Source organism: uncultured Mucilaginibacter sp., assembly GCF_903913935.1.
In the GTDB taxonomy this organism is placed as follows: domain Bacteria; phylum Bacteroidota; class Bacteroidia; order Sphingobacteriales; family Sphingobacteriaceae; genus Mucilaginibacter.
This window is the reverse complement of the sequence record NZ_CAIWNH010000193.1, coordinates 1-22055: the sequence shown is the minus strand read 5'-3', so window position 1 is coordinate 22055 and position 22055 is coordinate 1. Positions and strand designations below refer to the sequence as shown.

The window sequence follows — 22055 nt, the reverse complement described above, 5'->3', positions numbered from 1 at the left end:
TAAAAAAGGGCATCTTAAAAAATGCGAGGCAATCTGATTTGGACAAAAGAGCATTACAATTACAGATTTTGAAGGATATCAAGGAAAATGCCCTTTCAATTTAATTTATAACCAATGATAAATGATAAACAACTTATAAAATTAGGACTATTGTGTATATGTATGCTGCCATTTTATGCGATGGCGCAAACTAAATCTTCCTACAATCCATTACAGGTATTCGATCCTTCATTTTTCACCCATAACGGGAATGAATTGAGAAGTGCCAATGGAGCACCAGGACCTAAATACTGGCAAAATTCAGCCAGTTACGTTATTAGCGCAGCTTTGATAGAAAAAGATACTTCGGTAAAAGGGGATGTTAGTATTAATTACACGAATAACAGTCCAGATACGCTTAACTATTTATGGCTGCAAGTTGATCAGAATTTATTTAGGGCAGATTCACGAGGAACAGCTGCAACACCCGTTACAGGTGGCCGCTTTGATGTAAAAAAATATACTAAAGGATACCAGATAGATTCGGTTTCTGTTACTTACATGGGAAAAACCTACCAGGTTGAACCTGTAATTTCTGATACCCGTATGGAAATACGTCTACCCTTTGCGGTAAAGCCACATGGTGACCAGATTAGTATAAAAGTAAATTATTCTTTTTTTGTTCCTGAACATGGTGCCGACCGGATGGGCAGATTGTCCACTAAACAAGGGATGATCTATCAATTGGCCCAATGGTACCCGCGCATGTGTGTTTATGACGATGTGGAGGGATGGAACACTTTACCTTACATGGGCGAGGGGGAGTTTTATTGCGAATACGGCGATTATGATTATTTTATTACTGTACCATCTGATATGATAGTTGCCGGCTCGGGCGATCTTCAAAATCCACAACAGGTTTTAACAGGCACACAAATTAAGCGTTTGGCAGATGCAGGAAAGAGCGATAGTACGGTTAGTATTATTAGCAGGCAGGAAGTTGGCACTCCCGGTTCAAGGCCGAAGCAGCAGGGTACATTAACCTGGCACTATAAAATGCATAACACACGCGATGTTTCTTGGTCAGCATCCAGATCATTTATCTGGGACGCGACGCGTATCAACCTGCCTTCAGGAAAAGGTGGCCTGGCCATGGCCGTATATCCTGTAGAAAGTGTAGGGCATGAAAGATATAGCCGGGCGGCCCAGTATTTGAAGCATAGTATTGAGTTCTACTCCAACAGTTATTTTGTTTATCCCTGGCATTCGGCATTTGTAGTGGCGGGTGTGGCGCTTGGTATGGAATATCCGGGTATAGTATTTTGCAGCTATGAAATAAAAAATGACGATCTGTGGCGCGATGTTACCCATGAAATTGGGCATAACTGGTTCCCCATGATAGTCGGCAGTAATGAACGCCGCTTTATGTGGATGGATGAGGGTTTAAATACCTTCATTAATGGATACTCCACCGCCGCATTTAATCGTGGCGAATATGTGGATACCTCCAGCGCGGCGATAGGTATCACGCGCAGCCTGCTGAAAGAGAAAGCTCCATTAATGACAGCGCCGGAAGTAATGACCGAAGGTGGCCTATATTATTATAAAACAGCTTTGGCTTTAAATATCCTGCGAAATGAAGTTTTAGGGCCAGATAGGTTTGACTACGCTTTTAATGTCTATATAAAACGCTGGGCGTATAAGCACCCCCAGCCGGATGATTTTTTCCGCACGATGAATGATGCAGCCGGTGATAACCTCAATTGGTTTTGGAAAGAATGGTTTTATACTACCTGGAATGTAGATCAGGCTGTAACCGATGTTAAATACGTAAATAATGACCCATCACAAGGTGCGCTTATATCCATTGAAAACCTGGGAGAAATGGCCCTGCCTGTCACTTTAAAAGTAACCAGGCAAAATGGGGATGTTCAGCTTATAAAACTTCCTGTTGAGGTGTGGCAACGGGGTGCAAAATGGACCTTTAGATGCAATTCAACTACCAAAATTGCTTCTGTGATTATTGACCCTGATAGACGGTTCCCTGATACAGACCGCTGTAATAATGTTTATAAAATGCCTTAATTAAGATGTGTATAACAATTGATATTAATTCGGTTTTAGATATTGCAGTTGCAGCGGGGCATGCGATCATGACCATTTATGATGACCCTGAGCAGGATTTTAACATAACCAGTAAAGAAGATTCTTCTCCTTTAACTATTGCGGATCAGGTATCACATGAACTCATATACAAAGGTTTAACAAAACTGTGTCCTCAAATTCCAATTATATCCGAAGAAGGTAAACACACACCTTATGAAGTGCGGAAAAATTGGGCCTCCTACTGGTGTGTTGATCCGCTGGATGGAACAAAAGAATTTATTAAAAGGAACGGTGAGTTTACCGTAAATATCGCCCTGATCCATAAACAAGTGCCAGTGCTGGGGGTAATTTATATCCCAACGCAAAACCTGCTATATTATGGCGATAGTACTTCAGGGAGTTGGAAGCAGACACCGGGTGAGGAACCACTACAAATAAAGGCAGACAAGAGCACCCATGATTGGATAGCTGTAGGAAGCCGCTCTCATTCGGATTCGGACGAAGATGAAGTCGTCAATCAGTATCCTGTTGTCAATTTCGTAGCCGTTGGCAGTTCCATCAAGTTTTGTATGATCGCCGAAGGGAAAGCCCACCTGTATTTTCGTAGTGGGCCAACTATGGAATGGGATACAGCAGCAGGGCAAGCAATTGCCCATTTTAGCGGTTGTACGGTTGAAACGCTTGCAGGCCAGCCATTATTTTATAATAAGCCGTCTATGTTAAACGATAGTTTTTTGTGTAAAATAAATACGGATGTTTATGAATCAGAAGAAGGATATTAGCCAAAAAGGCATAGTAGTTTGGTTATTTGGCTTGTCTGGGGCCGGTAAAACTACCATATCATCTTTATTGAAAGAGAAACTGGAAAACGACGGCTATAATGCTGTTGCTTTAGATGGCGATGTGTTAAGGCAGGGTATTAATAAAGACCTGTCGTTCAGCGAAGCGGATAGACAAGAAAACCTTAGACGGACGGCAGAAATAGCGAAGATCATGTTAAGCAATAACATGGTAACGATTTGCTCTTTTATAACCCCCCTTGAAAAAAACAGAACGATGGTATCCAATATAATAGGAGAGGGTTATTTCGAAGTTTTTGTTGATTGCTCCTTAAATATATGTTCTAAACGAGATGTAAAGGGTTTATATAAAAAAGCTAAAGCAAATCAAATAACAGATTTTACCGGTATTGGTTCAAGTTTTGAAGAGCCTGAAAAACCGAACCTGGTTATTTCTACTGTACATGAATCTCCTTATGAAAGCATGGAGAAAATTTACAGCGCAATAGCTCCCCGGATCACCTTATTAATGCCAGAAAGGGAAGATATTCTTTCTATGCGTTAAGAATGAAATAATTACGCCGTTTTAAAGGCCAGCTGGATAATAACAGCTGGCTTTTGCGTATGTGAAAGGTGCCTTTATCCATTATAAAATATCCCCATTGATGCTAAAAAACAGGTCTGCAATCCTGTTTGTTTTTTTGCGCTTACCAAAAAAATTTAGTGATAATTCTCAAACATGACGTTTCGGGGAGAAAATTGCAAAAAATATTATGCATCAGCGTTAAAAAGAACGCAATATACTCCCCCAAAAATTCCCGGATGTGAATTGATCGTTAATTTATCAAACGTTTGCGTGGGTTAAGTTTTTGTAAAAACAAACGTTTGCGCTGCGTTTGAGCGCCTTAAACATTGCTTTTATTATGGGTAAGCCCTAATTTCCGTAATTCAAAAACAACTCAAAGTACCAATAAAAACAAACGAACTAATACTAACCCAAAAAATGTATGACTAAAATTTACACGCAACTTGGATCTGGTTTCAGAAAAACAATCTTTCCAATTAAGGGCATAACAGGCAATGCGCTCTTAAAAAATGTCTGCTGCTGTTTGCTAATGCTTTTACCAATCTTTGCAATTGCACAAAACAGGGAGATAACTGGTATCGTAAAAGATAGCAAAGGCGCCCCGGTAATTGGCGCAACCGTCAAAGAAAAGGGCGTAGCTAATTTAACCTCGACAGACGTTAATGGCAAGTTTGTTATTGCATTGAAAAAAAATACCGGCGTACTGGTAATATCCGAAGTAGGCTATATTACTAAGGAAGTTTCGGTTGGCAGTTCCACATCAATTTCAATTGTTTTGGATGAAGACGTAAACAAACTGAATGAAGTGGTAGTGGTAGGATACGGTGCTGTAAAAAAATCAGACCTCACGGGTTCTGTCAGCTCAATAAAAAGCGGCGATCTGAATCTTGGAGGTTCAGTATCAAATGTGGGTCAGGCGATACAGGGCAAAGCAGCAGGTGTACTGGTACAGCAAACAAATTTTGCGCCAGGCGGTGGTATTGCTATTACGATAAGGGGAGGCAACTCCATTAATGCAAGTAATGAACCTTTATACGTTATTGACGGATTTATTTCTGACTACGGCAACCTGATCAACCCAAATGATATCGCCGACATTCAAATCTTAAAAGATGCTTCGGCAACAGCAATATATGGGTCGCGCGGTGCAAACGGTGTAGTCTTAATTACAACCAAGAAGGGAACACCTGGCCAGGTTTCTATTGATGCCGATGTGTCCAACGGCTGGCAGTACGATACTTACAAACCTGCTTTACTTACCGGGCAGCAATATACCGACATTCAAAATGCTACAGCTATTGAGGATGGTAAATCGGCGCCATATGGCTCTGGTTTTGCGCCTGCCAATACTAACTGGTTGCAATCGGCAATACAAACTGCCACCGTTGATAACAGGAGCATTAGCGTAAGCAGCAATAATAAGGATTCCAAAATTTATGCCTCTGTAAACTATCTTAACCAGGTTGGAGTATTAAAGAATACCGATTTCCAAAAATACTCTGCAAGGATGGGAGCCGAAAAAAACCTTAATGAAAATATCAAATTAGGTGCTAATTTTTATGGCTCAAGCTCTATCGCAGATCTGCAGTCGTACACAGGCGATATCACCGCACCAATTTTTGGCCTGCTGGTTGCGCCGCCTAACGTTCCGGTTTATAAACCTGATGGCAGTTTTAATATATTTTATAATCCCCAAACAGGTGGTAACGGCAATCCTATATATAGTTTGCTGTCAGCAACAAATAATACCCAAAATAAATTTGGCAATGGGAACATCTATCTTGATTATTCCTTATTAAAAAACCTTACCTATCACGTAAGTGCGGGTGCCGAATATAATCAAACAATTGCCGGTCAGTATTCGCCAAATAACAGCGCCGAAGGTCTTACAAACCCGGGTATGGCTACCGATCAGTGGTATTCTACATTCAGGTGGCTGGTTGAAAATTATTTTACTTATAAATTTAATATTCATAAGGACCATGATTTCACCATATTGTTAGGTAACTCAAATCAAAAAGACATTGACCAAGGAATAGGTGCAGGGTCACAAGGCTATTCAACCAATGAATTTTTGTTTTATAATTTAACAGCTGGTTCAATAGCAAATTCACCCACCAGTTACAGGGTACAGACAACCGGTACCGACTACTATACCAGGATAAATTATGCTTTCAAAGATAAATTATTAGCAACCTTTACTTTAAGGGATGATGGATCCTCACGATTCGGCCCTAAAAACAGCCACGGTATTTTCCCATCCGGTGCAATTGCTTATAAGCTGGGAGAAGATGATTTTATAAAAAATTTAAATACATTTTCCGATCTGAAAATCAGGGTTGGTTATGGTATAACCGGTAACGACCGTATTCCTCAGTCAACCGCTTATTTGAGCACATTTAGTCCATGGAACACAGTTCTTGCCCCGGGCGGCCCGCTCCAGGTAGGTATAGAACCGGCATCATTGCCTAACCCCGCTTTAAAATGGGAAAGTACTGCTCAATTTGATGCAGGTTTAGATATGGGATTTTTTGATGGCCGTATAACTGCAACGTTAGATGTGTACAGGAAAACTACCTCTAACTTATTATTAAACGTTCCGGTTGGAAACTGGTGGGGCGCTAACAGCGAAATAGTAAATGCCGGTTCAGTCCGCAACCAGGGTGTTGAATTGGGTATAAATACAGTTAATGTGAAATCTGCCAGCTTTTCATGGACCAGCAGCTTCAACGCCGCTTATAACAAACAAACTTGTTTATCATTAGCGCCGGGCATTTCAGCAATTTATTCAAATACAGCTAACCCCAGCGGAACAGTTTCGGGTGCACAGTTTACTAAATTAGCTGTGGGCCAGGAATTAGGCGAATTTTATGGCTATAAATATGAAGGCGTAATTAAAACAGGCGAGAACTATGCCCCTGAACCAAACGCTAAACCGGGCGATCCTAAATATGCTGATTTAAATGGCGATGGCGCTATTACGCCTGCCGACCAAACCTATTTAGGCAACACAAACCCGCATTATACTGCGGCCCTTGGAAATAATTTTTCTTATAAAGGTTTTGGTTTAAACGTGTTCTTCCAGGGCGCCTTTGATTACGATCTGTATAACATGAATGCATTAGTATTAGAATCGACAACCGGTGCTGCTGCGTTAAACAGGTTTGTACCAGGCGTAAATGAAAATACCAATATACCGCGCGAAGGGTATTTTTTAAGCCAATACGGTGGTTATGTTAACTCCAGATTTGTTCAAAATGCATCGTACGTACGTTTAAAAACAGCCTCATTCAGCTATACTATACCTTCTTCCGTATTTACAAAAACGCCATTCATCAGGGGGCTGACAATATATGCTGAAGGACAAAATTTATTAACCTTTACAGGTTACAAAGGCACCGATCCGGAGGAAAATGTTCACCAAGGCCAGGCGCTTAACGCTTCCGGCGGTTATAGTGGGAGCAATATTACCGGTGGTTTGGATTTTGGCGGCTTCCCCGCTTTCAGGACCTATATTATTGGTTTAAAACTTTCTGTTCACTAATAAAATAGCTTGATTTATAAAGGATTAACATAAAATTAAAAAAATGAAAAAATATATTTTGCTTCTCATACCGGTGGTCATTCTGCAGTTTTCCTGCAATAAGAATTTAGACCCTAAAGTAGTTAGCAGCCTTACCAGTGTGAATGCTTTTCTTACTGAGTCGGATGCTATTGCTGCAGTAAATGCAGTGTACGCCCGTTTAAAGGGCCCATCGATTACCGACAATTATGATTACTGGACAGTAAGGCACTTTGCCCTTACTGACATTCCTACCGATATTGGCAATTGCAGCTACGGTGGCGACCCTGGCCAGCTTTCACTGTCCAAATGGAACTCGGCAAACGGGTTATTGGCTGAAGACTGGCGTCAGATTTATAAATTGATCGCAGACGCGAACAGCGCGATTTATAACATTTCGGCCATGACAACAATTACTGCTGCACAAAAGGCCCAGTTTTTGGCAGAGGCGAAATTTTTACGCGCTGTAGCTTATATGGACCTGACCGATGCATGGGGCCCTGTGGTTTTGGCAACGGAGGCTAATTTGGCCAATCCAAATTACTTGAGCCAGGCGCCTGTAACATCGGTAGCTGGCATTGAGACTTTGCTGATCTCGGAGCTGCAATATTCAATTAATGTTCTTCCGGTAAGCTATGCAAATAACACAATCTATCCAAGTAACGATCCGGGCAGGGCTACAAAAGGCGCTGCAATGACTTTGCTGGGTAAACTATATCTGCGCCAGCATCAATGGCAAAAATCTGCTGATATGATGCAGCAGGTGATCAGCGCGGGTACCTATCAACTTTTCCCATCATACCAGGGCTTATTTTTAGAGTCTAACAAATGGTGTTCTGAAAATATATTCTCCGTATTGAGTGATGCCAATGTAAACGGAACTGAATTAATGAACCATTTTGGCCCGCTGGTACATCCGGCTATACCAAACAGGTGGCAATATTACGCGGTAACCTGGTCTTTTTATCATAGCTTTGCTGCTAACGACGACCGTGGAGGTGAATTTTTCCCTAAATATAACGGTACCGATGGTTTATTACATGAAGAGGCTCCAACTCCGGGCGCTACCCCGCCTGCAGGCGTTTTGTATATGCCTAACGTGGCAACCTCAAAGTATGCCGATTCAACCGGTTCAGTAAATGTTTATTATGATGGGCACAGCGTTGATATTTTGCGCTACGCTGACGTACTGCTAAGCAGGGCTGAAGCCTTAAATGAACTGAATGGCCCGAGTGCTGAAAGTATTGGGTTAATTAACCAGGTTAGGCAGCGCTCGCACGCTACACCGCTTGTTTTGGGCAACTATACGCAAACATCGTTAAGGTTAGCTATTTTGCAGGAGCGCGGATGGGAATTCTTTTATGAAGGAAAACGCAGGGCCGATTTATTAAGAATGGGCCAATATGATGTGATTGTAAATGCCTACCTTAAATCTATCGGGCAAACCAATACCATTAGCTTGCCTAAAGATCAATATTTCTCGTACCCGCTAAACCAGGCTCAGCTTAACCCGAACCTGAGTAATGCCGGAAGAGAACAATAAAAAATTGTAATGTCCGATCACTAAGAATATATCACCTTCGGGTGGATATTCTTAGTGATTTTTTTAGTTCAATAATTACTATGCTAATGATCAAGCGTTTTTCGGGGTATGCGGTCCTTTTGGTTTTTGCAGTAGTTTTTTTCGGCTGCTCTAGTCCTAACGGAAAGGTTATAAATGAGATCCGGATAGGGTTGCATAACAATAATGTGTTAAAAATCCAGGTTGATGTATTAACCGATTCCGCAGTAGACGCATACGCGGAATATTGGCCTCAAAAAGGCGACAGCATTAACAAAATGCAATCGAATGTCTCAAAGAGTTCGGTATCGCACCGGCTTGTTTTATGCAATTTATTACCGAAAACAAATTACCAGTACCATATTGTAACCACGAAAAACGGGGTTAAGCGCATTAGTAAAACGTATAGCTTCCAATCGAAGGACCTGCCCATGTGGCTGCAGGAACAATTTAAAGCCATCAATAAGTTCCCAAAGTTTGTTCCCGCGGAATTTAGAAATGGATTAATGCTCGTCAATAAAAGATACGCACCTGGCATAGCAGTTTTGGTTGATTACCGGGGGCAGATACGATGGTATCATATGGTTGATGGCATGGGCTTTAAAGTCGCTCATTTCACAAAGGATCATACCATCCTTTCTATTCTTGGCACAAATGATGAACCTACCAGTTATGGTAGCCAGATCTTAGAGATCAATTTACTGGGCGATACGCTTTTGAACCTTAAAAAAGGGCAGGGCGATTTTACCAATACCATTCACCACGAAATTTTAAGAAACGATCAAAACCAGCTGGTAACGCTGTATGTAGATAAAAGGATTATGGACCTGAGTTCCATTGGCGGCGGTAAAAAGGATACCGTTGCCGGCGATGGTATTTTGGTAATGGATAATAAGGCCAGAAAAGTATGGTCCTGGAGTGTTTTTGATGCGATTGACCCATTAAAAGATGCCAGGCTGCTCAAAAGTAAAAAAGACTGGATGCACGCCAACAGTTTAAATTTTGATAAAGACGGTAATTATATTATTTCATTTTTTAACAACGGCCAGATCTGGAAAGTGGATGCCCATACCGGAAAAGTGATCTGGAAGTTTGGTAAAGGCGGCACAATAACAATGCCGGCCGAATGCGATTTTACCCAGGCACACGCGGCGCATATAAACGCTTACGGGAACCTGATGTTTTTTGACAATGGCGTTGATAAGCATCAGTCGGGTGTATTTGCTTTAAAATTGGATGAAAAAAATAAAACTTCAAAGTTAGACCTGCACATAAAACTGCCTAAGGAAGTGTTCAACGGGCGAATGGGCAGCGCTTATATGATCAATGATACAACAGTATTGGTTTGCTGTTCAAAAAGGCACATAATGGTTTTGGCTGACAGAAAAGGAACACTGTTATGGACAATGGAAACTGCTATGCCAAGTTACAGGGCTGAATTTATAAAAGGCGACGAGCTTTCTCCTTATTTGCGGCCATAGGGAGTACATTAAAATTACGGATCGATGAAAAAGAGTTATCAGTTTATTATTTTTCTTGTTATGCTGGGGCCAGCGCTCCAGGTATTTATTTCATGTAATGAAAGTGCAAAAGGCGCTTTGGTTGAAGCAAAGGCTTCCGTTGCAAATACCAACACGATTGTGAGTATTGACACCACAAAAATACCAGATGATAAATACGGGGATGAGGTGAGGTATGGCAGGGAATTAATGCTGCATACGGCATATTATATCGGCCCCAATGGTATAAATGGTAAATACCTGGGTAACAAAATGAATTGCAGCAATTGCCACCAGGATGCCGGGGCAAAACCGTATTCACTGAATTTGGCTATGTCTTTCCGGAATTATCCGGGATATCGTGCCCGCGAAGGCCGGGTTTTATCATTGGCCGAGCGGATAAATAATTGTATCATGCACCCTCACCTGGGCAAGCCCTTGCCGCTGGACAGCAAAGAAATGGTTTCAATTATGTGCTATTTAAAATGGCTAAACGATTCATCCAGGGTTGATAATAGTACCAAAGGCATAAAAAATCTGGAGCTAACTTTTCCCGACGTGGCTGCATCGCCCGAAAGAGGAAACGTGCTGTTTGCAGCGAATTGCGCAAGGTGCCATGGGCTTGATGGCGAAGGGAAGATGCAACCAAATGGGGTAACATATATTTATCCGCCATTGTGGGGGCCAAAAGCATACCAGCCTGGCTCAAGTATGCACCGGATCGTTAAGTTAGCACAATGGCTGATGGCCAATATGCCTTATGATAAAGCTACTTATAATAAACCGGTCCTTACATCGGCTGATGCGCTTGACCTTGCTGCTTTTATCAATGACGATAAAATACACAAGCGCCCATTTGTGAAAGAATATCAATATCCAAACTATAAAGAAAAAGCCATTGATTATGACAGGGGGCCGTTTAACGACACTTTTTCGGATGCGCAACACAAGTATGGGCCATATAAGCCAATAATTGACTATTGGGAAAGTAAAGGCATGAAACCAACATTCTAACGAATAAATAATAATGCCGTGCCGGGTCCTATAAATATCGCTTAAACTAACATTAATGAAAAGAAAACTGCTTACCCTTATTCTTCTTTTGGCCGGAATTACGGCTTATTCACAGGATATCCCATATACAAATTGTCCAAAATGCTGGCTCCCGGATTCATTGGGGAACCACAGGGTTGTGTTAGAATTTAATGGTACCGGTAAGATAGCTAAGGCAATTATCCCATGGAGAAGAAGGGATAATGACCCGCAAAACAAACGGATAATTATTGAAGATGCCACTACGCATCAAAAGGTAAGTAATGTAAAACCAGGCGCGATAAACCGTGAGTACGGCGAAATTCTTTTTGAACCGGTTTCGGGCAAGGGGACATACTACGTGTATTATATGCCGTATAAAAATGAAGGCCGTTCCAATTATCCAAGGGGTGTTTATTTGAAACCTGAAAATACAGCGCCTGCCGATTTGTTAAAAGCAATAGATGGCAGTAATGATGTTCAATTAGCCACCGTAAAAGAATTTCAATCCATCGATGCATTCAATAGCTTTTATCCGATGGAGGTAATCGCTACAAAAGATGAAACCAACCAGTTAATTGAAAAGCACAAATCTGAAACATTCCTGGTTTTCCCTGAAGACAGGCTGAATTCCATCAGGATGGTAAATGATCTGCCCAAACGCTGGATAGACAAGGGGCCGCAGGGTAATTTTAACGGAGAAGCGGCAAAAGGAGAAAACTTCTCATTTCAATTAGGTGTTTATGCATTACAAAGCCTTGAAGATGTAAAGGTTACTTTCAGCGATCTTACTTCTTCATCGGGTAAAATAATTTCGGCCGCGAACCTTTTTTGTATCAACACCAATGGTATTGGGTACAATGCCTTGCCACTTACAAAAACAGTAGATGTTGCAGCCGGAACGGTTCAGGCTATGTGGTGTGGCATTGATGTACCAAAAGATGCAACCGCTGGCGCATATTGTGGTAAAGCTACCATCACGGTAAAAGGCAGCCCTGCAAAAGAAATTCAACTATCAATTACGGTTAATAACACCTTGTTAGCCGACGGCGGTGTAAATGAACCCTGGAAAATGACCAGGCTGAGATGGCTGAATTCTACCATGGCCCAACAGAATACGGTAATCGCACCATACATACCGCTCATCGTTAAAAATAACACCATCAGTTTGCTGGGAAGAAAAGTTGAGATCAACAAAGACGGTTTCCCAAAACAAATACAAACATTTTTTACCCCCGAAATGACGGGTTATTCAAAACTTCCTAATGACTTGTTGACGGAGCCCATTCATTTTCATTTCACCAAAATGACTGATGGTAAAAATATGGCACTGAAAGGCCAGGGGGTACGATTTACCAAAACCGAACCGGGCACAGTTCAATGGAAAGCGGTCAGCAGCAATGATATCGTACAAATGGAAGTAACTGCATCGCTTGAGTTTGATGGCTTTATTGCATACACTGTAAAAGTAAAAGCCTTGCAGGATGTTGATTTGAAAGATATTACCATGCACATCCCTTTTACAAAAGATGTTGCCAAATATATGATGGGTTTGGGCCAAAAAGGTGGCTACCGGCCTGACAATTTTGAATGGAAATGGGACGTAACCCATAAAAACCAGGATGGCGCATGGATAGGCAATGTAAATGCAGGACTTCAGTATTCGCTCCGCGACGAAAAGTATGTGCGGCCTTTAAATACAAATTTCTATTTACAAAAGCCATTGCTTTTACCTTCGTCATGGGGAAATGATAATAAAGGAGGGATCAAAGTATCAGAGGTAGGCAAGTCTATTCTTGCTGACAATTATAGCGGTGAAAGAAAACTGGTTAAAGGCGAGGAATTATATTATAATTTTAACTTGCTTATCACGCCGTTTCATCCAATTAACACCGATTTTCAATGGGCTACGCGGTTTTATCATGCCTACAAACCTATCGATACCATTAAAGAAACCAGTGCTACCGTTATAAACATACACCACGCAACGGCGATAAACCCTTATCTCAATTATCCTTTTATCGCCTGGAAAAAAATGAAGGCTTATGATGATTCGGCCCATGCTGCCGGCTTGAAGGTTAAGATATACAACACCATTCGTGAACTATCCAACCATGCTTACGAAACTTTTGCCTTAAGAAGTTTGGGGCATGAAATTTACTCATCCGGGAAGGGTGGTGGGTTTAGTTGGTTGCAGGAGCATCTGGGCGACGATTATATCGCCGCCTGGTTTGTTCCTGAATTAAAAGATGCCGCCATTATTAACAGTGGCATGAACCGCTGGCATAATTATTACGTGGAAGGAATGAACTGGCTAACGCAAAATGTTGGCATTGATGGTATTTACTTAGATGATGTTGCCTTCGACCGTGTTACAATGAAACGTATTAAACGTGTACTTACGGCAGATGGCCATCCCGGTATAATTGACCTGCACTCTGCCAATCAGTACAACAAAAACGACGGCTTTAATAACAGCGCTAATTTGTACATGGAGCATTTTCCATACCTGAACCGTTTATGGTTTGGTGAATATTTTGATTACGAAAAAAATTCTCCTGATTTTTTCCTGACAGAAGTAAGCGGAATACCTTTTGGCTTAATGGGAGAGATGTTACAAGGCGGGGGCAACAGATGGAGGGGCATGGTGTTTGGCATGACTAACCGCATGCCATGGAGCGATAATGCAGATCCACGGCCGATATGGAAAGTATGGGATAATTTTGGAATGAAAGGCACCCAAATGATTGGTTATTGGGTGGAGAGCAATCCTGTAAAAACGGATAACGAAAAGGTATTGGCCACCATTTACAAAAAGAAAGGGACCGCATTGGTCTCCATTGCCAGCTGGGCTGAAAATGACACGGAAATAGCTTTGAAAATTGACTGGAAAAAATTAGGCATCGATCCAACGAAAGCAACTATAACTGCGCCTGAAATAAAAAACTTTCAGCCAGGCAAAACATTCGGGTTAAACGAAAAAATACCAGTTGAAAAAGGCAAAGGCTGGTTATTGATAGTCAAATAAAAATTAACATATATTCCTCAATATAATCTAAAATTTCGCCATGAAAAAAACAGGGTTGATCGCGTTTTTAGTATCATTTGCTATAGTCAACGTTTATGGTCAAAGCGATGCTGTTGTAAGGGAATATAATAAAGTATTTACCACCTATCCGTTTTCAGATCCTAACCCAATACCTGTATCTACTAATGTTTATCCGTATTTCCGTTATGATGGTTTTACCGATAAACCAGTACAAAAGGAATGGAAAGTAGTAGAGTTAGAGAACGCCTACATCAAACTGATGATATTGCCAGAAGTGGGCGGAAAGATATGGTCGGCCATTGAAAAATCAACCGGGCGGTCTTTTGTTTATGACAACCATGTTGTTAAATTCAGGGATATTGCCATGCGCGGGCCATGGACGAGCGGAGGTATTGAAGCTAATTATGGCATTATTGGCCATACGCCAAACTGCGCAACCCCCGTTAGCTACACAACCCGGAAAAATGATGACGGCAGCGTGAGCTGCATTATTGGCGTACTTGATTTGCTTACCCGTACAAACTGGACAATGGAAATTAATTTGCCCAAGGACAAGGCATATTTTACCACAAAATCATTTTGGTATAACGGTACCGCCATTGAACAGCCCTACTATCACTGGATGAACACCGGGATAAAAACGAAAGGTAATTTACAATACATGTATCCGGGTAACCATTACATTGGGCACCAGGGGGAATACAGCGACTGGCCGGTGAATAAAGAAAACGGGAAGGACATTTCTTTTTATGATAACAATAACTTCGGTGGGTATAAATCATACCATGTATTTGGTAAATACACTGATTTTTTTGGCGCTTACTGGCACGATGATGATTTTGGTATGGCGCGCTATTCGGGCCACGATGAAAAACCGGGGAAGAAGATCTGGATCTGGGGCCTTTCGCAGCAAGGCATGATATGGGAAAAATTATTGACTGATACCGATGGCCAGTATTCCGAAATTCAATCAGGCAGGCTGTTCAACCAAACGGCAGATAAAAGCACGTTTACACCATTTAAACACAAAAGCTTTTCGCCTGCCGATGCGGATACATGGACAGAGTACTGGTACCCCGTTTTAAAAACAAAGGGATTTGTTGAAGCCAATGAATATGGCGCATTAAATGTGAAACACGAAAATGGCTGGCTCAAAATTTATTTTAATCCAATATTAAAACTCGCGGATACTCTGCAAGTAAGGCAAGGTGCCCAGGTTATTTATAATAAAAAAATAGAGTTATCGCCGTTAAAAACTTTTGTTGATTCTATAAAAATTAACGGCGGTCAGGATGACCTGGTAGTTACCTTGGGCGGTAACAAGCTCATTTATCAATCAAACCCTGATGCAAACAATTTAGCCCGTCCGCTTGATTCGCCAAAAGATTTCGACTGGGCGTCTGATTATGGGTTATACATCCAGGGTAAAGAGTTGATGGATGAGAAAATGTATGCCGCAGCTGAAGAAAAATTACAGGCAGCCTTGCAGAAAAATCCTGATTATTTACCCGCATTGGTGCAAATGGCGGAGCTAATGTATCGCAATATGCGATATACTGAAGCATTGGCGCTGGCTAAACGGGCATTGAGCATTAACACCAACGATGGCGGCGCAAATTATTACTATGCCCTTATCAACGCTCAGCTTGGGAATACTGTTGATGCCAAAGATGGTTTTGATATAGCAAGTTTAACAGGCGAATATAAGAGCGCCGCTTATAATGGGCTGAGTAATTTATATCTAAAAGAAAAGAACTGGAATAAAGCATTAGAATTTGCCGCAAAGGCCCTCGACTTTAACCGCTTTGATATTGCAGCATTGGAAATACAGGCGATTGCTTACCGGAATCAAAGTAATAACGAAAAGGCTAAACAGATTTTAGATACAATATTATCTTTTGATCCGCTGAATCATTTTGCGCGGTTTGAACAATATTTGTGGCAGCCATCCGAAGAAAACAAAACAAAGTTTGCGTCGGTGATCCGTGATGAAATGCCGGTAGAAACCTACCTTGAGTTAGCAATTGATTATTACAAAAATGGCTGCACCGATGAGGCTGAAAAAGTTTTACAAATAGCGCCTGCAAATGCACTGGTGAATTATTGGTTTGCATTTTTGCAAAACAAGCGAGGGCTGCCCTTTACTGAAACCTTAAAGAAGGCAAATAATTCATCGCCCGCGTTTGTGTTTCCATTTCGCTCCGAAGATGAAGAGGTATTGCTTTGGGCAAAGCAACAAAACAATAATTGGCAGCCTGAATATTACCTCGCTTTATTATACAAAGACAGGAACCGTATAGAAGAAAGTAAAAAACTATTTATTGAATGCGGCAATGAACCAGACTTTGCGCCTTTTTACTCGGCGCGTGCGGGAATGCAATTGGGAGCTTCGGATCTGACTGACCTAAAAAAAGCCGAAGCACTGGATAAAGGCGAATGGCGTTATAATAAACTGCTTTGTGAATATTATATTAAAAATAATCAATATGAAATTGCATTAGCAACTGTTGAGCCTTTCTATCATTCCCATTCCGAAAATTATATTATAGGGATGTTGTATGCCAAAACCTTGTTGCTTAACAAACAATATAAGGCTTGTTCTGACCTTTTAGCCAGGATTGATATTTTGCCATTCGAAGGGGCCACCATCGGGCGTGAGTTATACCACGAAGCAGAGCTGATGCAGGCCATTGAAAAAATCCAAAATAAAAAATATACAAATGCATTGATCTTGATAAATGATGCAAAAAAATGGCCGCTTAACTTAGGCGTTGGTAAACCTTACCCCGAAAATTTGGATGAACGGTTAGAAGATTGGATGACCTATCTCTGCTATCAAGGGTTAGGAAAAAAAGACGAAGCACAGGAATCATTGCAAAAGATTATTCAGTTTAAATCGAAAATTGAAAATACGGTGAGTAATTTTTTACCTGCCAACCACCTCGTAACAGCATGGGCCATGGAAAAGCTGAACGGAAAAACGGAAGCAGTTGAATGGTTAAACGCCCAGGTTAACCAGTACCCGGATAATAAGATATTGGGATGGTGTAAACAGGTGTTTGAAAATTAACAAAGCGAGAAAATTGATCCTGATGATTCAGGCGTACGTTTATTGGAACGGTTGATGCAGTTAAAATAAAACCATACCTTATACCAATTTTATTTTCCTGGTTTACTTCGATAAATACATTTATAAAAATAAAAATGAGTCAAATTGAAAACGATTATTCAACTGTTGCGCCACAAAAAGCGGCAGTAAAAAGCGGGTTAAAGCCTATTTACATTATTAGTGCCTTGTTTTTCGTTTTCGGCTTTCTTACCTGGTTAAACGCCGTATTGATCACCTACCTCAAACTTGCCTGCCAGCTGAATAACCTGGAGGCTTTTTTTGTGGCGTTCGCCTTTTATATCGCTTACTTCTTTATGGCGCTGCCGTCAACGTTTATCCTTAAAAGAATGGGGTTCAAAAACTCAATGGCCGCCGGATTGATCGTTATTGGTGTGGGGGCAGCCATTTTTATTCCCGCCGCGTTAACACGAATATATTTGCTGTTCTTGCTGGGGCTTTTTGTACAGGGCATGGGCTTAGCCATATTGCAATCTGCTTCAAACCCATACATTACTATCCTGGGGCCAATTGAAAGCGCTGCCAGGCGTATCAGCATTATGGGGATATTTAATAAGGTTGCAGGGGCCTTAGGGCCGATTATATTGGGGGCAATCATATTAAAGGATGCAGACAAATTAAAGATCAATATTCTAAAGATGTCGGCAGTTCAAAAGGATGCCGAACTGACCATACTTTCGCATAAAGTTATTATGCCTTATGTGGCCATTGTTGCCGGAATGGTGATCCTGGCGATATTCATTTATTATTCCACCCTGCCTGAAATCGACACTGATAATAAGGATGTGGCAGAAGACGAATCAACAGCCGGCAAAACAAGTATTTTCCAATTCCCCTATTTGTTATTGGGTGTATTAACCCTGTTCCTTTATGTTGGGGTTGAGGTTTTAGCGGGCGATTCGGTGATCAATTATGCATCCAGTATCGGGGTTCCCTTGCAAACAGCTAAGTTTTTCGCTACCTGTACCTTATCGGGGATGCTCTTAGGGTATATTGTGGGCATAATCTGTATTCCGAGATATTTTTCGCAGCGGGCGGCTTTAAAGGTGTCGGCTGTCATCGGCGTTATTTTTTCGCTGGTCGCCATTTTTACCCAGGGTACTGTTTCTGTTTTTTTTATCGCATTCCTGGGCATAGCCAATGCGCTGATGTGGCCGGCGCTGTGGCCATTGGCGATCAACGGCCTTGGTAAATTTACAAAATCAGGTTCATCCTTATTAATTATGGGTATAGCGGGCGGCGGGTTGATCCCCCTGCTCTATGGCTTCCTTGCAGATAAATTTAGTTTGCACCAGGCCTACTGGGTGATGGTTCCGTGTTATTTGTTCATCCTATATTATGCGATAAGCGGATATAAAAAGGGGCTTGCAATAACAAAAAAGTAAGTCAGTATTAGTGATTTAATGAACGGTGCAAAGGCTTGAAAATAAACCATAACAGGTTTTAAGCAGCTTTATGTATGCAGCGTTAGTGTTAAAAATAAATTGAATTGTAAATGAGTTTATTAAAAGTGCCTTATTTGCCAGGTATCCACTATGGAAGCTCAGCACTCGATTCAGCGGATCTGTTTTCGCAGACTAAGCCCAATAAATTAACCTGTGAACCCTGGCCAGCTGTTTTTGACAGGCCCGAAGTTACCTTCAACATAGGTTATGGCGATGATGCGATTTTCCTGGCATTTTGTGTGAAAGAAAAGCACTTCAAAGCTATTTACCAACGAACCAACGAACCTGTTTACAAGGATAGTTGTGTTGAATTTTTTATAACATTTGACGACGATGAGACTTATTACAATTTCGAATTCAACGCTATTGGCACTGCCCTTGTCGGCTATGGATTGCCAGGCGACAGGGAACTGCTTCCGGCATTACTTATAAGTGATATAAAAAGCACGGCAAGCAATAAAACTGTACGTGGTGATTCATTGCCTTTTGAGTGGGAGCTCAGCCTGGTTATTCCTTTCAGCCTATTTTATAAGCACTCAATTTCAACATTGAAAGGCATGGCCTGTAAAGCCAATTTTTATAAATGCGGCGATGATTTACCGGAACCCCATTTTTTATGCTGGAATAATATCATCGCTGACAAGCCCAATTTTCACTTACCGCAATATTTTGGCGCCTTAATATTTGAACAGGATAAATCAAATGAATGAAATATTGGTGGTCTCATATCACTCCATTTACAATAACCCCGATTGATTCAACAGGTAAAAGAAGTTTTTAGAACTGCTATGCCTGTTATCTTAAATAAACATCAAATGAAAAGAACATTATTAGTTTTTTGCAGTATTTGTAAGCACGTTAAACACTTACCCCCAAAAGAATAATGCAGACCAAAAAGGTTTTTGGAGCGAAAATTTCAAAACCGCCAAATTGCCGCTGGGTTGGAAGAATGTGGATATGAGCAAAACTAATGGTGTTGAATGGTTGGTTACAGATCAGCCTTATCCGGGATCGTACCAATACCAGCAACAAGCGCCGCCTATAGCCTCAAAAAGCCGTAGCTATTATTTGCAATTTCAACCCGGGTATATTGTTGATGAGGATCAGAATTCCTGGGTGAAGAAGAAGCTGCCTTACAACGCGAAAACAGTTCCGGTTCGATCTTAATCCTGCTTTGATATTTCAAAAGTATCGTTCAAGCCACCAAAGCCGCTATTCGTTTTAAATCTTCAATAAATTGGTTCGAGAATAGTCCCGCTCTGAGTACAAAAACCTCGCAAGTACCGACGTACTTGCGAGGTTTTTTCCCCTAATTTAGATAGAGCATTACAAAATGGGAGCATTATACGCTGTTTTTGTTTCCCCAAGAATGGCTTTTGTCTTCCAGACAATACATATAGCGACCGTTGTAAAGATGATCATGGTGTAAATAAAAGGTCGCAATTCACCTGTAGGCAATTTCCCAAACAAGGCAAATGTGGCATTTATTGCCGCATGAAAAAAAATTGTTATTAATAAACTTCCGGTCCTATTAAATAGCCATACAAACAAAATGGTAATAGGCACCGTGCCAATAATGAAGTAAACTAAAAATAGTTGCGTTCTGCTTCCTTCAGGATTATGTGTTAAATACATAGGAATATGCCAAATTCCCCAGATAAGTCCTAAAATAACCGCAGCCGTCAGTGGACGAAATTTATCTTGAAGGATTGGCAATAAAAAGCCTCGCCAGCCTATTTCTTCCCATAAAGGGCTAAATGGTATAAAAATAAAAAACAGAATCAATGGCAGATACCATTCTGACAGGACAAGTGGTTTATGTAATATGTAAAGATAAATGCAAAGGGAAGGAACAACGCATACTGCTGGTATCAATAGTACAAAAAGATACCATTTATAATTTACCCGCCATTTTACAATTTTCGTTAACAACGTTGTAAAGCCTGCTTTTTTATATTGGAAAATCGTTATAAAAAAAGCAACTATTCCCGGGCTTAAAGTTGAAGTGATTTCTAGCCATCTTGGAACTGAAAACTTAATTTGATGATGTGCTGCAAGTGCTAAAGGGATATTTATTCCCCAAGTTATCAGAAAAGTAAGAAATATGAATATTACTGCAATTCGTATTTTAGGTTTATCATCCATTGGTCAATCGTGAAAGTATTTGTTGAAATATTGCAATTTAACCGTAATACTTAACATTCCAATCGCTTTTTTCCTTTTTTCGATTATGGTATGGTTTTGACTTATCTATTTATTTAGAGAGTTCGAAAAAGGTCCCGGTTTATTATTTTCAGTGTTCCCATCAAGCTTCCAAACAAGCTATTCTTTGTAAATCTTCAATAAATTGGTTCGAGAACAGTCCCGCTCTGAGTGGATATTCCGGATAGCTTGACCAGGCGATTCCGTAGGATGTAGAGCACCGATTTGTGTAATAAGTTAAAGAAAATTAAATTGACAATCAATACGTTAACATGGTCAAAGTGTAACGGAATCACCTGTTCGACATTTCGGAATTAGGTGGTCAAGGCCTCCGTATTCTCCACTCTATTCTTCATTTATCCCATCTTGAATATGTTTTTATTTATACTTCCCACCACATTATTTCTGATGCATGGTCAAGTTCTCTGCTTTTTCGGGAAACATTGCAGGTGTATCATGATTTGCTCCAAGGAAAGCCAATTAGTTTACCTGCTATAAAATATCAGTTCATTGATTACGTGAATTGGGAAATAAATTGGTTTCAAAGTGCTGAGTATGCCAGGAGTTTAAAAATTTGGAGAAATCTAATCCCTAACGATCCGGAACCTTCGCGCCTTCCTTCAGATTATACCAGGCCACCTGTAATTAAGTATGAAGGTGCATTAGAAACGGCGACGCTTGATGCCGGCTTAGTCTCAAAAATAGCCAATTTCAGCAGGCTTGAAAATGTCAACGTATTTCATACACTTTTGTCTGTTTTTAATATTTTATTGTATAAATATTCAGGAGATGAAGACATTGTTGTAGGTATCCCTTTGGCCAACAGAAACATTAAGGAATTTCAAAATACATTGGGGTTATTTCTAAATACCTTACCGCATAAAACCAAATTAGATGTTACAGGCACGTTTAGAGATTACCTGTTGCAGGTGAAGGATATAAGCCAAACCGTTATACTCAACCAGGAACTCCCTTTTGAAAAGTTAATTGAAGAAATACGGCCTATAAGAGACCGCGGCATCTCACCAATTTTCCAGGTGCTTTTTGTATATCAAAATATACCATCGCTTTATGATTGGAATGGAATAAAATTGTCACCTGAAAAAGCAGATTATAATATCTCAAAAT

14 protein-coding genes are annotated in these 22055 nt (G+C 40.8%); 13 read left to right on the top strand and 1 reads right to left on the bottom strand.

All coding sequences use genetic code 11. The features are described 5' to 3' along the window. Positions 1-114: 114 nt before the first annotated feature. The 12 genes from QZY09_RS07170 to QZY09_RS07115 all read left to right on the top strand — a co-directional run bounded on the left by QZY09_RS07170 (position 115) and on the right by QZY09_RS07115 (position 19892). Positions 115-2064: a M1 family metallopeptidase gene (locus tag QZY09_RS07170; protein WP_295670244.1), complete on the top strand. Its 1950-nt coding sequence runs from the start codon at positions 115-117 to the stop codon at positions 2062-2064. Between the two features lie 5 nt (positions 2065-2069). Then, positions 2070-2867, top strand: a complete 798-nt coding sequence (gene cysQ / locus QZY09_RS07165) for a 3'(2'),5'-bisphosphate nucleotidase CysQ (protein WP_295670241.1) — start codon at positions 2070-2072, stop codon at positions 2865-2867. Next, on the top strand, positions 2845-3429 hold the full coding sequence (cysC, locus tag QZY09_RS07160; RefSeq protein ID WP_295670239.1) for an adenylyl-sulfate kinase: 585 nt from the start codon (positions 2845-2847) through the stop codon (positions 3427-3429). Before cysQ ends, cysC begins: the two co-directional genes overlap by 23 nt. 550 nt (positions 3430-3979) lie before the next feature. Beyond that, a complete protein-coding gene (locus QZY09_RS07155; RefSeq protein WP_295670236.1) occupies positions 3980-6994 on the top strand; it encodes a TonB-dependent receptor in 3015 nt (1004 codons plus the stop codon). 43 nt (positions 6995-7037) lie between these two features. Further along, entirely contained in the window at positions 7038-8555 is a 1518-nt protein-coding gene (locus QZY09_RS07150) for a RagB/SusD family nutrient uptake outer membrane protein (protein WP_295670232.1), read from the top strand. A gap of 86 nt (positions 8556-8641) precedes the next feature. Continuing rightward, positions 8642-10054 (top strand): aryl-sulfate sulfotransferase, encoded by a 1413-nt coding sequence (locus QZY09_RS07145; RefSeq protein ID WP_295670229.1) that lies wholly within the window; start codon positions 8642-8644, stop codon positions 10052-10054. 24 nt (positions 10055-10078) lie between these two features. Then, positions 10079-11086, top strand: coding sequence for a c-type cytochrome (locus QZY09_RS07140; RefSeq protein WP_295670226.1), 1008 nt, complete (start codon positions 10079-10081; stop codon positions 11084-11086). 55 nt (positions 11087-11141) lie between these two features. After that, positions 11142-14132: a glycoside hydrolase domain-containing protein gene (locus tag QZY09_RS07135; protein ID WP_295670223.1), complete on the top strand. Its 2991-nt coding sequence runs from the start codon at positions 11142-11144 to the stop codon at positions 14130-14132. 40 nt (positions 14133-14172) lie between these two features. Continuing rightward, positions 14173-17223: a DUF5107 domain-containing protein gene (locus tag QZY09_RS07130; protein WP_295670220.1), complete on the top strand. Its 3051-nt coding sequence runs from the start codon at positions 14173-14175 to the stop codon at positions 17221-17223. A 134-nt stretch (positions 17224-17357) separates the two neighbouring features. Beyond that, positions 17358-18665 carry a sugar MFS transporter gene (locus tag QZY09_RS07125; RefSeq protein WP_295670217.1) on the top strand — a complete coding sequence of 436 codons (1308 nt, stop codon included), beginning with the start codon at positions 17358-17360 and terminating at the stop codon, positions 18663-18665. Between the two features lie 110 nt (positions 18666-18775). After that, on the top strand, positions 18776-19435 hold the full coding sequence (locus tag QZY09_RS07120) for a carbohydrate-binding family 9-like protein (protein ID WP_295670214.1): 660 nt from the start codon (positions 18776-18778) through the stop codon (positions 19433-19435). A 247-nt stretch (positions 19436-19682) separates the two neighbouring features. Beyond that, entirely contained in the window at positions 19683-19892 is a 210-nt protein-coding gene (locus QZY09_RS07115) for a hypothetical protein (protein WP_295670211.1), read from the top strand. A gap of 159 nt (positions 19893-20051) precedes the next feature. Here QZY09_RS07115 and QZY09_RS07110 read toward each other — a convergent pair whose 3' ends face one another. Then, on the bottom strand, positions 20052-20870 hold the full coding sequence (locus QZY09_RS07110; protein ID WP_295670208.1) for a type II CAAX endopeptidase family protein: 819 nt from the start codon (positions 20868-20870) through the stop codon (positions 20052-20054). A gap of 353 nt (positions 20871-21223) precedes the next feature. On the opposite strand from QZY09_RS07110, the gene QZY09_RS07105 reads away from it, so the two are divergent. Beyond that, the coding region (locus tag QZY09_RS07105) for a condensation domain-containing protein (RefSeq protein WP_367119181.1) at positions 21224-22055 on the top strand (832 nt) is incomplete at its 3' end.